Genomic DNA, 15,109 nt, shown 5'->3' with positions numbered 1-15,109 from the left:
TGAAATTTTAAAATTTCAGGCGTTTTAAATTTTCTCATGGTAAGATTCAATCTGAGCCCTAGAATTACTTGATTATATGTATTTAATATTTGTAAAAATAAATAATGGTAAATATGATATAATAATATACATAAACTTATGATATATAAGAAATATGTTATACATTTCACTTATTGTATGATTTTAAATTTAAAACAATTATAAATAATAAAATCAAGGTATTTAATACATATTTTACAGGCAAAATAAAGTTGAAAAGGGGGTCAGTATAATATGTTGCGGCATATTAAAGAAAACAAGGGAATTGACGAAGGAATTCTATTAAAGGAAGTTAATATTGTAGGAAATCTATGTGCTGGTTATGGAGAAATAGTTATAAATCAAATTTATCAAAACTGCAGCAGCGAAGATATAGAGGGAGTCTATATCTTCCCACTGCCGGCTACGGCAGTAATATCAGGGTTCGAAGCAGAAATTGGAGGAAGAACTTTAAAGGCGGTGGTAGAAGAAAAGGATAAGGCACTGCAAATTTATGAGAATGCAAAAATTCGCGGAGACAGTGTTTTTTCACTGGAGGAATTTAGTCCACATTTTTTTAAAATAAGTATAGGTAAAATAATTTCCGGCGAAACTGTGAAAATAAAACTTTCTTATATAGAGGAGCTGGATTACAAAGACAGTACTTTTAGGCTTACAGTTCCTGCGATTTCCGAACCTAAGATAATAAAGAGCAGATCAAAGATTGAAGAGTTAAAAAGCAACCTTGTAAATAAACTGGGGATAAAGAGAGTTAAAGAAGAGGATTTTGAATTTAAGGTGAATATAATAGTCGAATCCCTTAGTAAGGTTGACTTTAGATGTCCCTACCATAAGATAAAGGTGGAGAGGGAAGGTAATACAGTAGCTAAAATAAGCCTGGATGAAAGTTATCATTTAATGGATAAGGATTTTGTGCTTTTTATAAATGAAAGAGAAACTTTAGAAGCAGATGGAATGATATATGAATATAAGGAAAATGATGAAGAAAAAGGAATAGTCTATATACGAATGATCCCAAAACTTGATCCTTATGAAGCGGAGGTTAAGGAAAACTATGTGTTTTTAATCGACATTTCGGATACAATGAAAGGTGAGAAATTGGAACAGGCTAAGAATGCACTTCAGCTTTGTATAAGGAATTTGTCAAAAGGTGATACCTTTGACATAATAGCTATGGGTGTAAAATTAATCAGTTTTTCTAAAAATGGATTAATAGAGTTCAATGCAGATTCTCTAAGAGAGGCTTCCAGATGGATAGATGATTTGGAAACGGAAGAAGATGCAGATATATTTGGCGGGATAAAATACAGCCTGGAAAAAGAAGGTTCTCAAAATACCATATTGCTTTTTACAGATGATTTAGTGGATGAAGAAGAAGATATACTTTCTTATGTAAGAGAGAATATAGCCGATAATAGAATATTTACCTTTGGAATAGATTCTTCAGCAAATAATTATTTTTTAAATAAATTAGCCCATGAAAGTTATGGAAAAGCAGAATTTATAGATATGGAACAGAGAATTGAAGATATAGTTTTAAGACAGTTTAACAGGATAAAAAATCCTCAAGTGGACAATATTCAAATGGACTGGGGAAAATTACAAGTTAAATCTTCTTATCCTAGAACCATTGAATACATGTATGATAGAGAACCATTTTCCATATTTGCCAATGTACTTGGAGAAGTAGAAGGCAGGATAATTTTAAAAGGAGAAGTGGACGGGAAAGAATATGCAAGAAGTATAGATATTGATAATTTTAATACGGAGGAAAATGCCAATTTATTAAAAAAAGTATGGGCAAGGAAGAAAATAAGATCCTTGAAAATAAACATGAAGTTGGAGAGGGGACAGAAAAAAGAGGAAATGAGGAAAAGTTTAATAAAACTTTCCAAGGAAAATGGATTTATAAGTCCTGAAACTACTTTTATATTGATGGAGCTTAGAGAAGAACCTGTACTTGGAATTCAGCTTAAAAATATAATTCCAATAAAGGTGAGTGAAAATACCCTGGGTGAAAAAATAGATGAGAATATGGAATCAGGATTTTTATATAGAAGTTTTGCATGTGATGAGGATGAAAAAGTGTATTCCAGTGACAACAAATATCTGGATGAAAAATATACAAGGGGAAGGCTTCTCAGGATAATTGCCAAAAATCAATTTGCAGATGGAGCTTTTGTGGATTATGAAGATAGTAATATAGAAGATAAAATAGAGACAACTTCCATGGTAATGCTTGCTTTTATAACAGGAAATGAAAAGATAGATATTTACACCAACCAATTGAATAAGGCGGCAGCTTTTATATGTAAAAGTTATGATGATATAAATTTTGATGTAAGGTATGATATTATAAAAATGTCCATTTTGGCATTAAATAAAATAAAAAGAAAGAAGTTGTTGAAGGATAAGTATATTTCAGAAATTGATCATACCATGGAAAAATTATGTGAAGTGCTTCATTCTAAAGAAGAAACAAAACATATTCTAAAGGATTTAATGAAAAATTCTTTCAGTAGAAATTTAGCTTCATTGTTTAAATTAAGTGAGGATGGAAAATATATAGAAGAAGAAATAACCATAGTGGAAGAGAGGAACTCAATATTTAACATGGCTAGGCTGGCAGTATTAAAGGCTCTTAGCAAATAATTTATCAAAATGACATAAAATCAGGTCATTGGTATCAAAATAAATTTCTAAGAAATTTTGGAGTATATGAGAACCGATTTATGTTTAACGTTGCGTAAAGAAAGAGTAAAAAACTAGTGCTTGTAATTTTTTAATTATAAGTACTAGCTTTTTTTATTGAATTGTATTATAAATAATTCACATTTATCATTGACAGAAGAAAGATAAAGTTATATATTTATAACATAGATTATGTTATAAATATATAACTTTGGAGGATACATTATGGAAAAGAGAGTTGATTTAAAAATATGGATGATTGCAAAAACTACACCTGCAGTATTTCTGGTATTGTATTATTGGATGTGTGTTAGAAAATACTATAGTCCGGTATACACATGTCTGCAGTATATTGTATTGGGATTTATTTTAGTGAGTTTATATGTGGTAAATAAAAACAGGGATGTATTTGATGAATATGCAAAAGAAGTTCTGGGCAGAACAGATACTGTTTGTTTCAAATTGTCTTATGTTATTTTTGGATTTTTGATTATTCCTTGTCTAATAAATGATGCAAATCCAATTGTCATAGGGTATGGGATAGTGTTTGGACTGCTTATACTTGCTGTAATACGCAGCATTGTATTTTGTGTACTCGATTCAAGAGGAATATGACAATGTCAAAATTAATAACTAAAATTAGAGATTATAGGGAAGATAGGGGAATGAAACAGAGTGAACTGGCTGAAATGGTTGGTGTAAGGAGAGAAACAATAGTCCATTTGGAAAATGGCAGATACAATCCTTCACTTAAACTGGCAATGGATATTGCAAAAGTATTTCATACAACAGTTGAAGAATTATTTGAATTTGAAGATTGACAGACAAAGAGTGTTGCTGTGGTTATGGTATAATTAAAATGATTTAAATCCCAGCAATATAGTAAAAAATTGTGATTTATGATTTGGTAAATTTAGACGGGAGGAAAAGAGATGATTGAATTAACAAATGTAACCAAAAGTTACAGCAGTTCTTCAAAAGCAGTGGACAATATAAGTTTGGATATACCTGATGGAGAGATATTTGGGTTTATCGGTCCCAATGGAGCAGGGAAAACTACTACCATAAAAATGATAACAGGTATAATAAAACCAGATAATGGAGAAATAAAGGCAAATGGTATAGACATAAGTAAAAGTCCTTTAGATGCAAAATGTCAATTTGGATTTGTTCCGGATAGCCCCGATATGTTTTTAAGACTTAAAGGAATAGAATATCTTAATTTTATGGCAGATATATATGAAGTAAAAAGTGAAAAGAGAATGGAGCGGATAAAATATTTATCTGATAAATTTGAGATATCGAAGGTGTTGGAAGATAAAATTGAAAGCTATTCCCATGGAATGAGGCAAAAAATAATAATTATAGGTGCGCTCATTCATAATCCAAGTATATGGATATTGGATGAGCCTATGACAGGGTTGGATCCAAAGTCATCATTTATTTTGAAGGAGATGATGAGAGAACACGCAGATGCCGGAAATACTGTGTTTTTTTCAACTCATGTACTGGAAGTAGCAGAAAAATTATGTGACAGACTGGCTATTATAAATAATGGAGCTATATTATTTTCTGGAACTTTTCAGGAGCTGAAGAATCAATTCAAAGAAGATGAGAGTTTGGAAAACATTTTTCTGGAGATGACTAACCATGAGTAAGTATTTAGTTTTAACCAGGGTAATGCTGAAAAATGGAAGTAATTCTGGAAACATTAAATCAAACAGTAAAATAAAAAAACTTATACTTTTCATAGTATTGATGTTGGCATTTTTGCCAACAGTAAAATTGTTTGCAGATTTTGTTTCAGAAGCCTATGATTATCTTTATAAAATAGGCCGGCAGGAATTGATTTTATCTTTGGGAATATCCTTTGCCAGTGTTTTTATATTCTTTTTTGCTATAGCATTTTCTTTAAATGTATTATATTTTTCAAAGGACATAGACATTTTTCTGCCTTTGCCGCTAAGACCCTGGGAAATTTTAGCTTCAAAAATTACATTGGTGATAATTTATGAATATATTACAGAAGCCTTTATATTATTGCCTGTTTTTTTTGTATATGGCTATAAAGATGGAGCAGGTCCATTGTATTTCATATACAGTATATTGATATTTTTAATAGTTCCAATAATTCCTGTAGTAATAGCTTCAATTCTAAATATGATAATAATGAGTTTCACCAATATAGGAAATCACAAGGATAAACTTAGGGTATTGGGTGGAATCTTTGGAATGGTATTTGCAGTGGGATTAAATGTAGTGATTCAAAAGATGAACATAAATAATGGAAATTATAGAAACATGCTAAAAACCATCAGTGAGGGCAATAATTCTGTTACATCTTTTTCAGACAGGCTTTTCCCCCATATGGATATAGCTGTCAACGCCCTTGCATATAGTAATAATTTAAAGGGCTTTATGGATTTGCTTCTATTTGTTGTCTTAAATGCAGCAGTAGTTGTATTATTTTTATTGATTGGAGAGAAGCTGTATTTTAAAGGTGCTGTAGGAGGAAATGAAACTTCATCTAAAAATAGGAAAATAGATTATACAAAGATGGATAAAAAAGTTGTACAAAAATCTGCATTTAAAGCTCTTTTATCTCAGGAAATGAAAATCCTTTTTAGAACACCGGTATATTTTATGAATTGCATTGTATCAAATTTTATACTGCCCATAATATTTTTTATTCCCTTTTTGATTCAGCCAAATTCTTTTCATAAATCATTTGGTGAAATGAATATTTCAATAGATGCAAATACAGCCTTGATATTTAGTGTTGTTTCAATAGCGGCTGGAATGATTTTGGGATCTATTAATTCTATAACTTCTACAGCTGTATCCAGAGAGGGAAAAAATATATTCATAAAAAAATATATTCCAATAGCCTATAAAACCCAAATTATGGCTAAGGTATTTTCAGGAGTTTTAGTTGGAAGTTTAACTATGGTTATAATTTTAATAGTTTTAAAAATTTTTATTAATATCTCCCTCTATTTTTTGTGCATAGTTTTTGTATTAAGTATTCTGGGGATTTTATTCACAGCTTTTACAGGAATATTGATTGATCTGAATTTCCCTAAACTGAATTGGGACAATGAAGTAAAGGCAGTAAAACAAAATTTCAATAGTTTTATAAATGTAATCATTGGTTTTGTAACCGCAGGATTGTTTTCATTTCCCATTATAGTTTTTAGACAGAACATAAGTGTAATTGCTATATTTGAACTGGCTGTTATAATTATAATGGATTATATATTATATAAAATCACAGTTGAAAAGGGTGCTTTGATATTTGAAAATATAGAATAAAATTGTGAACCATAAAATCTGCTGACATATTGTTTATGCCAGCAGATTTTTTAAACATTACTGTGGAGAAAAGCGGCAATTCTATTAGTAGGTATGTCTATTAAAGTACTTGTACTGTTATTTTCACAACAGGAATCAGATACTGAATTACAATTTTCAGCCGAGGAATAAGGATCACTGCAGGTATTTAAATTATTGCTGAAATTATTTCTTGGTTGATAAATTGGAGCTGAACCTAATTTGACTGCAAGTCTTATAAAATAGTTATTTACACCCAGCAATATTCCGGTAAAATTACATCTGCAGGGGTCCCCTCCAGTTGTGCATACAGTTACCATTTCTCCTATATATTTTTTTAAGGTATCTATAAAATTCATGGCTCCTATACTATTGCATTTATTGGAATGATGTTTTCCATGGCTGCCATAAGATAAATTATTAACTTCAACATAAGGAGTATTTTCAGGTGAATTGTTTAATGTGTTTTTCTCATTGTAAGTGGTGAAATCACCATGGTATTCCTCTTGATTTTGATTCACTTCGTCTATGGGATTTACGTTTGGATAAACTGTGGTTTGCCATGAAGAATTTTCTTCACTGTTTTCCCCATCTATGTCTGTGGAATTAGAATTTAAAGATGTTTTTTCATCGGGAATGTAATAGCTTTCATCTTTGATGTCCGAAGGATGATTTCTGGAATGTCTTCTGTGGTGTCTGCTCAATATACTCAACTCCTTTCTATAAATAATGAAAGATTATTTTTAATCTAAGAAGAACTTGATATTTAAGCACCGCTTTATCTGGGTGCTATTTTTAAATGCAGGTTACAGGATTTTAGCCCTAATTCATAATATGATATTAGGTTAATTTGTGACATCAATTTTAAAATTTAAGTGAACATATAACAAAAAGGCATGAACTCATTGAAATTGGTTCATACCCTTTGGTATTTGTATATAATAGTTACAACCTACTTTAAAATTTTAACTTTGTCTCCATCGTTTAAGAAAGTCAGGCCTCCTAATACTACATTATCTCCTGAATTTATTTTTGAAGATAATATTTCAGTGATCTTATCATTTGAAAGGCCTGTGTTTATGGATATTTTTTTTATCTTATTATTTTTCACTGCAAATACATAAGAAACTCCATTTTCAACTTTTATAGCCTCATTAGGTACAACCAATATATTATCTTTATTTTTATCAGGAAGTGATATTTTAGAAAACATACCTGGTTTTAAACTGCCGTCAGAATTATTTATTTTTATTTTAACTAAATATTTTTCAGTCTTACTGTCTATACTGGAGGCTATATTATCTATAGTACCAGAAACCTTCTTATTCCCGGCTGAAGGGATGGTCATGCTTATAGATTGTCCAACTTTAATTTTTGAAAGCATATTATCAGGTACATTTACTTCTGCAATGATTGAGCTTAAATCCAATACAGTTATAGAAGGCTGTGATGCGGAAGAAATTTCTCCTTCATGTATATTTACAGCAGATACAATCCCGGAAATAGGGGATTTAATTATAGTATCATCAATTTGGGATTGAATTGATTTAGTACCAGCTTCAGCTTGGTTTACCTGGGCCTGTGCGACTTCAACCGATTCAGGGCCGACTTTTTGCTGAATCAGATTTAGGTTTTGCTGTGCTGCGGATAATGCAGCAGATGTAGTATTCAATTTTGTACTGGCATTATCCAAATCCTGTTTTGCCACAGCTCCGGCAGAGTACAAACTTTGGGTTCTGTCGTAAGTAGTTTTAGCATCATTATAATTTATTTGTGCAGTTTCCAATGACTGCTGAGCCTGCAGTACTTGCTGGTCAACTCCGGAACTCTTGGTTTTATCTAAATTGGCATTGGCAGAATCAACACTTGCCTGCTGTTGTTCCAATTGAGCTTGCAGTGAGCTTGAATCGAGAGTAAATAGTATATCGCCGCTTTTCACTGAACTGCCAACTTTTACATTTAAACTTTCAACTTTACCAGGTGATTTAGGAGATAGAGAAATTTCATTATCAGCATTTAATTCTCCAGAGTAATCAACAGTTGTAGATAGTGAACTCAGTTCTGCTTTAATTACTTTTACATTTTTAATTTGATTTTGAGACTCCGTTTTTCTATTTTTAATTATATTTTGGACTATGGCAAATACCATTAATGCTGCTAATATAAACAATACTATTTTCCATATGATTTTTTTGGATTTCAAAATATTAGGCTTCATTACTATACCTCCTGAATTTCTACATGTTTTTTCTTCTTTTTAAATATGTGTTTTTTTAAGTCATCCATTAATGTATAAACTATAGGTAATATTATAGGGGTAAAAATAGTAGAAGCAATCATACCTCCAATAACTATAACGGACATACTTGATTTTAATTCACTTCCTTCACCTATAGAAAGAGCAGAAGGCAGCATACCTACAATCATAGTTGCAGAAGTCATTATAATAGGTCTCAATCTTTTTTCACCGGATTCAATTAAAGCTTCTTTTAAATTTTTCCCACGTTTCATAAGTGTATTTGTGTAGTCAATTAAAAGAGTACCATTTTTAGATGCCAGACCATCAAGCATTATAAGCCCTATCATGGACATAATATTTAAGGTTTTACCGGTGATAGCCAATATACCAAGAGCCCCAATTAAAGCACAAGGCAGAGATATCATCCTTATAAATGGGGTGAGGAATGATTCATAAAGTACAACAAGTATCATATAAATGAGAATTAATGAAATAATCAGGGCCTCTATAAGAGAAGTAAAATTATCTGCCATATCCTGTTGATCACCGCCAAATTTAATTTCATACCCGTCGGGAACAGAAAATGATTTTAATTTCTGGGTTATGTCCTTATTTACAACACCTAATGATCTGCCCTGAATGTTTGCAGAAACAGTAGCTATATCCTGTCTGTCCTGCCTTGATATAGATTGAGGGCTGTCTGCCTTTGTTACAGTGGCCACCTCACTTATAGGAATGGATTCACCTGCTTGATTAACAACATTTATGGAGCCTATATCTGCAGGAGTTTTTATGTCCCCATCTTCAAATTTTACAGTTATATCATAATCATCACTGTTTGTCCTATACACTCCGGCAGAGGATCCCTGAATGGCCGTTCTAAGTACTGAAGATATATCCGATGTGGATACGCCATAATTGGAAGATGCTAATCTGTCTATTTGAACCCGCAATTCACTCTCGCTGGCATTTGAGGAATTATTAACATCTATAATTCCAGGAATATTTTTAACTATACCTTCTACTTTATCAGATATTTCCTTTACCGTATCAGTGTCATCACCTAATACTTGTATGGATATAGGTTTGCTGCTTCCGCTTCCAATTTGAGACTCAGTTACGGAAAAATCTGTTCCAGTGAGAGAGGAATTACCCCAGTCTCGAACTTGTTTTGCTATTTGAGATTGGGATTTTTTCCTCTCATTTTTAGGGTGAAGTTCTACATATATACTTGCAGAATTTGAATTACCTCCCATAAGGCTGTTGCTGTCGGAACCAACTGTAGAATAATATGTATCTATTTCAGGTACTTTATGCAAATACCCTTCTACTTGCTTAACCGTTTTGTCCATTTGGTTTAAAGTTGAACCAGAATCAAAGGTCATGTTTACGGTAAAGGTGCTTTGATCTGTATTAGGTATAAGTTCTGTACCAATAGCTCCTGCAGGTATCAGGAGAATAACAGCTATCAGTCCAACTATACTGAGAGATAGTACTCTTTTCCTATGATCTAGAGACCATATCAAAGCTTTTTTATAGACAACTGTTACATTATCTATTGAGCTTGAAATCATATTAAAAGCTTTATATAATTTGGTAGCCTTTATTTTATCTAGTTTTCCAGAAGATTTTTTAGGTTCATCATTGACTTTGCTGAACAATCTGGATGCCAGCATAGGGGTTATTGTAAAGGATACGAATAGGGAAAACAGCGAGGCAACAGCAATGGTAAGCCCAAATTCCTTGAAAAATTTTCCTGCCATACCTGATATAAATGCCACAGGAACATATACAACTACATCGCAGAGAGTTATTGCAATAGCTGCAAGTCCTATTTCCATACGGCCATCTATAGCAGCAGATTTTGGATCTTTTTTCATAGCTAAATGACGCTGTATATTATCCAGCACAACGATTGAGTCATCCACCAAAATACCTATGCAAAGAGATAATGCCATAAGAGACATCATGTTCATGGTAAATTTCATAACATACATCATGAAAAAGGTTGAGATGAGGGAAGTTGGAATTGCTATAAGCACTATAAGCGAAGATTTCCAGCTCCTTAAAAATACTAATAGGACTATGGCAGTTGTTATTATTCCCTCTATTAAAGTATGTTTTATCTGAGAAAGGGATGAATTTATAAATGTAGTACTGTCATATGCAGTTTCCAGTTTAATACCGCTTGGAAGCCGAGTCTTGATTTTGTTAAGCTCTGATTTTATATTGTTTACAGCTTCAACTACATTTGCATCACTTTGTTTTTGTACACTTATGGCTATGGTGCTTTTACCGTTTATTCTTATATGTTCATTTTCTACAGGATACTCTAAATTAACATCTGCTATGTCAGATAGGCGGACTGTGCTGCCATTTGAAGTTGGTATCAATAAATTTCTAACTTCATCTATATTTTCAAATTCACCCATAACCCTTACAGATTCATTTAAGTTTTCTTGTTTTATTTGTCCGGATGGGAGATTTATATTATCTGATTGTAATTTTGAAATCAGTGTATTCACGTTTACACCATAGAATTCCAAGGCAGATTTATTAAGTTTTAGTACAAGTTGTTTTTTTTGTATTCCTTCAAGGGTTACATTTCCTACCCCTTGAACTTTTTCGAGAGATTCAGTTATATTATTTGCTTCATTATACAATTCATCATAGGACACATTTCCTGACACAGACAGCATTAAAACAGACATGGAATTTGTATCTATTTTAAATAGGACAGGTTTATCAGCATTTTTAGGAAGCTGAGCCTGGGCATTGTCTACGGCTTTTTGCACATCTAAGAAAGCGGTATTCATATTTGCACTCATCTTAAATGTTAAAACAGTTTGTCCTATACCTTCCTTAGCCGTGGATTGGATTTTATCAATGCCACTTATACCAGATACAGCATTTTCAATGGGTTTCACCACGTCTTTTTTGATATCTTCAGAACTGGCACCGGCATAGGTAGTGGATATAGAAATTATAGGTATATCCATAGACGGCATAAGATCTGCACCAATATGGGTATAGCCAAATACGCCGAGACCTAACAAAAAAAGTATTACCATGGTTATAGCAGCGGGTTTTTTTACAGATAATTCTGTTAAATTCATTTTTGCCTCCTTTGTGCAGTTATTTTTACTTTCATAATTTTTAAAATTATATTCTAATGGAGATAGTATAATTATTATTATATTATGGCAAAATAGGGATGATAAAAATTTACAATATTACATAACTTAAATTATATATATATAAATATAAAAATTCAAGAATTGATAACAAATTTCATATAATATTAATAATCATATTTTGCATAGTATAGTGCAATTTTAACACTGTACTTGTATTTTTTTTTGGTAAAAATACGCTGGGAAATTAAAAACTATATAATAAAATGTATTTAAATAGATGAAAACCATTTTTATAGATTGAAAGTATGAAAATTTTCTCAATAAAGAAGTTGAAAATTCAAAAGCAGTGTGATATACTAAATTTAAATTTAGTGAAAGACATTTTCACTTAACGGAAATAAGATATAAACTGCAAATAAATTTGTTTTCTTGAAATTCAGAAAACTCGTTGAAGTTAAATAGAATTAGAGAATAAACCCACTATGGAATTATATATTTTCTTATATGCAATTGTAGGTTTCCTATAATTTAAGAAATAAAAAGTGACATGGGATTCAAATAAATAAGGTAATTGAATGGGGTTTTAGGATCATTGAGACAGGATGTTTGGTTATCCCTGGGGTGGTGCTGCAATTAACCGATAATGATATGGTTTATAAATTAAATGTAAATTAGAAAAGAGGTAGTATTTAATTGATTAGTGTTAAGAATAGCGTACATTTGGTGGTGGAAAAAAACTGGTGCAAAGGCTGTGGAATATGTGTGGAATTTTGTCCTAAAAATGTACTGGCTTTAAAAAATGGAAAAGTTTCAATTGCAGATGAAGATAAATGTATAAAATGCGGTCTATGCGAATTGCGCTGCCCGGATTATGCAATCTCTCTAGGAGGTAAATAAAGATGGGAAACAATATTAAACTATTACAGGGAAATGAAGCTTGTGTGGAAGGTGCTATTGCAGCAGGAATGAGGTTTTATTCAGGATATCCTATAACTCCGTCAACGGAGATAGCAGAACTTTCATCCAAAAGATTACCTATGGTAGGCGGAAAATTTATTCAAACAGAAGATGAAATCGCAGGTATGGCTGCAGCTATAGGAGCATCGCTTACAGGAGTAAAATCTATGACAGCTACAAGCGGACCTGGATTTTCACTAAAACAAGAAAATATCGGTTATGCAGCAATGGCTGAAGTGCCTTGTGTAGTTGTAGATGTGCAAAGACATGGTCCGAGTACAGGACTTCCCACATCACCATCCCAGGGTGATGTGATGCAGGCTAGATGGGGTACTCATGGTGATCATCCCGTGATAGTAATATCACCTTCTTCCGTTAAAGAAGTTTTTGATTTAACTGTAAGGTCTTTTAATCTTTCGGAAAAATATAGAACACCTGTTATATTGTTAATGGATGAGATTGTAGCTCATATGAGAGAGGGAATTGAAATTCCTAAACCAGAAGACCTGAAGATCGTCAATCGTAAAAAACCTGACATGGAAGATGAAAATTATTTGCCCTATAAGGTTAAAGAAGGAGAATATGTTCCTCCTATGGCAGCCTTTGGAGAAGGATTCAGGTTTAATGTTACAGGACTTGTACACACTGAATCAGGTTTTACAACAAATAGTACTGAAGTAGCTGATGTTCTTTGCAGCAGGCTTTTAAGGAAGATTGAAGATAATATAGATGATATCGTAACTTATGATGAATTGTATATGGAAGATGCGGAAACCATAGTAATTGCCTATGGAGGAACGGCAAGAAGCGCCAAAAGTGCAGTAAAGCAGGCTAGAAAAGCCGGCTTAAAAGTTGGTATGTTCAGGCCCATAACCATCTGGCCTTTTCCAGAAAAGCAGGTTAAGGAAATTGCAAAACAAGCCAAAAACATAATTGTGGCAGAACTTAATCATGGACAATTAGTTTTAGAAATTGAGAGAGTGATAAAGGATGAATCAAATATTTTCCAGATAGGAAAAATAAATGGTGAAGTTATTACCCCCCAGGAAATATTATCTAAAATTAAGGAGGTAATTTAAAATGGCTAGTGCATTGGTTGAAAATTATTTGAGAATGGAAAATTTGCCCCATATATGGTGTCCTGGATGCGGACATGGAATATTGATGAGATCCATTATACAGGCCATAGACAATTTAAAACTGGATAAAAACAAAGTATGTATTGTATCAGGTATAGGTTGTTCTTCAAGGGCTGTTGGATATATGGATTTTAACACTCTCCATACTACCCATGGCAGGGCGATAGCTTTTGCAACGGGAGTAAAATTGGCTAATCCGGAATTAGAGGTTATTGTAATTTCAGGAGATGGTGACGCAACAGCTATTGGAGGTAATCACTTAATTCATGCAGCTAGAAGGAATATTAATATTACAACAGTTATTTTTAATAATAATATTTATGGAATGACAGGCGGACAGTATTCTCCGACTACACCAAAGGGGGATAAGGGAACTACGGCACCTTATGGTACGGTTGACAGGGCTTTTGATATTCCAAAGCTTGCTGCAGGTGCAGGAGCTACTTATGTAGCCAGAGGTACTGCTTATAATACAAAACAATTAATTACGCTTATTCAAAAGGGTATCCAGAATAAAGGATTTTCTCTGATAGAGGGCGTTAGTATATGTCCTACTTATTACGGAAGAAAAAATAAAAAAGGTTCTGCCGTAAACATGATGAAATGGCAAAGGGATAATGCCGTCAGTATTAAGACTGCAAAGACGCTTTCACCAGAAGAACTGAAGGGAAAATTTTTAATAGGTGAATTTAAAAACACCACGGAACCGGAATATACTGAAGAATATCAAAAAATAGTGGATAGATTCATAAAATAAGTAAATTATAAAGGAGAAATAAATTATGAATAATCAATTGGAATTGAGATTAACAGGTTCAGGGGGACAAGGACTTATTTTAGGCGGGGTTATTTTGGCAGAAGCAGCAATAATGGAAGGTAAAAATGTTATTCAGTCACAATCATATGGGCCGGAAGCTAGAGGAGGTTCCAGCAAGGCTGAAGTAATAATAAGCGATGAGGAAATTGATTTTCCCAAGGTTTTAAGAACAAATTTATTATTGACCTTGACTCAAAAATCATGTAATAAATATATCGGTTCACTTGGCAAAGATGGAATACTGCTCATAGACTCATCGGTAATAGTTCCAAGTACCAATAAAGCTGAGAGGGTTATTAAGGTTCCTATATTGGAAACTGCAAATAAGGTAATAGGTAAGTCAATGGTAGCCAATATCATTGCCATTGGAGCTATTAATGGCATCCTCCATATTGCTTCAAAGGAATTTCTTGAAACTGCTGTTTTAAATAGAGTTCCAAAAGGAACGGAAGAGTTAAATAAACGTGCTCTAGAGGCAGGGTATAAGTTAGTTGAAAATTGTGATGCCTTGAAAGAAAAATGTCAGCTGGCAGGGTAGGTTTTAAATTGGAAATCCATAGTTTTTAATATTAATATTTTTAGTCATTTATGATATTTAATTAATTAGATATTATAAATGACTAAATTTTTTAATATTTAATTAATTAAATATTAAAAAACTAGTTGAAAAGTTAAGAATCGAGTGGTATATTGTAAACGTAATGAAATCGATTTTTATAGTATGAAAATTTTGAAATACAAATTAGTTTTATTTGAATGA

Annotated in this window: 12 protein-coding genes; 9 read left to right on the top strand and 3 right to left on the bottom strand. The window is 32.4% G+C overall.

Features of this window, described 5'->3' with window-relative positions; all coding sequences use genetic code 11:
- Positions 1-273 precede the first annotated feature (273 nt).
- The 5 genes from ACYUJ6_RS10380 to ACYUJ6_RS10360 all read left to right on the top strand — a co-directional run bounded on the left by ACYUJ6_RS10380 (position 274) and on the right by ACYUJ6_RS10360 (position 6,042).
- Complete coding sequence (locus ACYUJ6_RS10380; RefSeq protein ID WP_461842714.1) at positions 274-2,691, top strand: VIT and vWA domain-containing protein; 2,418 nt, start codon at positions 274-276, stop codon at positions 2,689-2,691.
- 264 nt (positions 2,692-2,955) lie between these two features.
- Positions 2,956-3,345, top strand: coding sequence for a hypothetical protein (locus ACYUJ6_RS10375; RefSeq protein WP_461842713.1), 390 nt, complete (start codon positions 2,956-2,958; stop codon positions 3,343-3,345).
- Between the two features lie 2 nt (positions 3,346-3,347).
- Positions 3,348-3,551, top strand: a complete 204-nt coding sequence (locus tag ACYUJ6_RS10370) for a helix-turn-helix transcriptional regulator (protein WP_461842712.1) — start codon at positions 3,348-3,350, stop codon at positions 3,549-3,551.
- A 111-nt stretch (positions 3,552-3,662) separates the two neighbouring features.
- Positions 3,663-4,388, top strand: a complete 726-nt coding sequence (locus tag ACYUJ6_RS10365) for an ABC transporter ATP-binding protein (protein WP_461842711.1) — start codon at positions 3,663-3,665, stop codon at positions 4,386-4,388.
- Positions 4,381-6,042, top strand: a complete 1,662-nt coding sequence (locus ACYUJ6_RS10360; RefSeq protein ID WP_461842710.1) for a putative ABC transporter permease subunit — start codon at positions 4,381-4,383, stop codon at positions 6,040-6,042. Before ACYUJ6_RS10365 ends, ACYUJ6_RS10360 begins: the two co-directional genes overlap by 8 nt.
- A gap of 50 nt (positions 6,043-6,092) precedes the next feature.
- Here ACYUJ6_RS10360 and ACYUJ6_RS10355 read toward each other — a convergent pair whose 3' ends face one another.
- The 3 genes from ACYUJ6_RS10355 to ACYUJ6_RS10345 form a co-directional block, all read right to left on the bottom strand.
- On the bottom strand, positions 6,093-6,764 hold the full coding sequence (locus ACYUJ6_RS10355; protein WP_461842709.1) for a hypothetical protein: 672 nt from the start codon (positions 6,762-6,764) through the stop codon (positions 6,093-6,095).
- 248 nt (positions 6,765-7,012) lie between these two features.
- On the bottom strand, positions 7,013-8,278 hold the full coding sequence (locus ACYUJ6_RS10350; RefSeq protein ID WP_461842708.1) for an efflux RND transporter periplasmic adaptor subunit: 1,266 nt from the start codon (positions 8,276-8,278) through the stop codon (positions 7,013-7,015).
- Positions 8,279-8,280: 2 nt separating this feature from the next.
- Positions 8,281-11,415, bottom strand: coding sequence for an efflux RND transporter permease subunit (locus ACYUJ6_RS10345; RefSeq protein ID WP_461842707.1), 3,135 nt, complete (start codon positions 11,413-11,415; stop codon positions 8,281-8,283).
- A gap of 714 nt (positions 11,416-12,129) precedes the next feature.
- Between ACYUJ6_RS10345 and ACYUJ6_RS10340 the strand changes: the two genes are divergently transcribed.
- The 4 genes from ACYUJ6_RS10340 to ACYUJ6_RS10325 are packed head-to-tail and all read left to right on the top strand — an operon-like array spanning position 12,130 to position 14,887.
- Positions 12,130-12,333 (top strand): indolepyruvate ferredoxin oxidoreductase subunit alpha, encoded by a 204-nt coding sequence (locus ACYUJ6_RS10340; RefSeq protein WP_461842706.1) that lies wholly within the window; start codon positions 12,130-12,132, stop codon positions 12,331-12,333.
- Between the two features lie 2 nt (positions 12,334-12,335).
- On the top strand, positions 12,336-13,472 hold the full coding sequence (locus ACYUJ6_RS10335; RefSeq protein WP_461842705.1) for a 2-oxoacid:acceptor oxidoreductase subunit alpha: 1,137 nt from the start codon (positions 12,336-12,338) through the stop codon (positions 13,470-13,472).
- Between the two features lies 1 nt (position 13,473).
- Positions 13,474-14,289: a 2-oxoacid:ferredoxin oxidoreductase subunit beta gene (locus ACYUJ6_RS10330; RefSeq protein WP_461842704.1), complete on the top strand. Its 816-nt coding sequence runs from the start codon at positions 13,474-13,476 to the stop codon at positions 14,287-14,289.
- 25 nt (positions 14,290-14,314) lie between these two features.
- Positions 14,315-14,887: a 2-oxoacid:acceptor oxidoreductase family protein gene (locus ACYUJ6_RS10325; RefSeq protein ID WP_461842703.1), complete on the top strand. Its 573-nt coding sequence runs from the start codon at positions 14,315-14,317 to the stop codon at positions 14,885-14,887.
- Positions 14,888-15,109 lie beyond the last annotated feature (222 nt).

The sequence above is a fragment of the Clostridium sp. JNZ X4-2 genome, assembly GCF_054889485.1.
This window is presented reverse-complemented; position numbering and strand designations above follow the sequence as displayed.

Excerpts from the sequence above, each read along its gene's own strand:
- ACYUJ6_RS10330 (WP_461842704.1), top strand. The coding sequence starts at position 13,474 with ATGGCTAGTGCATTGGTTGAAAATTATTTGAGAATGGAAAATTTGCCC.
- ACYUJ6_RS10375 (WP_461842713.1), top strand. The coding sequence starts at position 2,956 with ATGGAAAAGAGAGTTGATTTAAAAATATGGATGATTGCAAAAACTACA.
- ACYUJ6_RS10345 (WP_461842707.1), bottom strand. The coding sequence starts at position 11,415 with ATGAATTTAACAGAATTATCTGTAAAAAAACCCGCTGCTATAACCATG.
- ACYUJ6_RS10335 (WP_461842705.1), top strand. The coding sequence starts at position 12,336 with ATGGGAAACAATATTAAACTATTACAGGGAAATGAAGCTTGTGTGGAA.
- ACYUJ6_RS10380 (WP_461842714.1), top strand. The coding sequence starts at position 274 with ATGTTGCGGCATATTAAAGAAAACAAGGGAATTGACGAAGGAATTCTA.
- ACYUJ6_RS10350 (WP_461842708.1), bottom strand. The coding sequence starts at position 8,278 with ATGAAGCCTAATATTTTGAAATCCAAAAAAATCATATGGAAAATAGTA.
- ACYUJ6_RS10365 (WP_461842711.1), top strand. The coding sequence starts at position 3,663 with ATGATTGAATTAACAAATGTAACCAAAAGTTACAGCAGTTCTTCAAAA.
- ACYUJ6_RS10325 (WP_461842703.1), top strand. The coding sequence starts at position 14,315 with ATGAATAATCAATTGGAATTGAGATTAACAGGTTCAGGGGGACAAGGA.
- ACYUJ6_RS10370 (WP_461842712.1), top strand. The coding sequence starts at position 3,348 with ATGTCAAAATTAATAACTAAAATTAGAGATTATAGGGAAGATAGGGGA.
- ACYUJ6_RS10360 (WP_461842710.1), top strand. The coding sequence starts at position 4,381 with ATGAGTAAGTATTTAGTTTTAACCAGGGTAATGCTGAAAAATGGAAGT.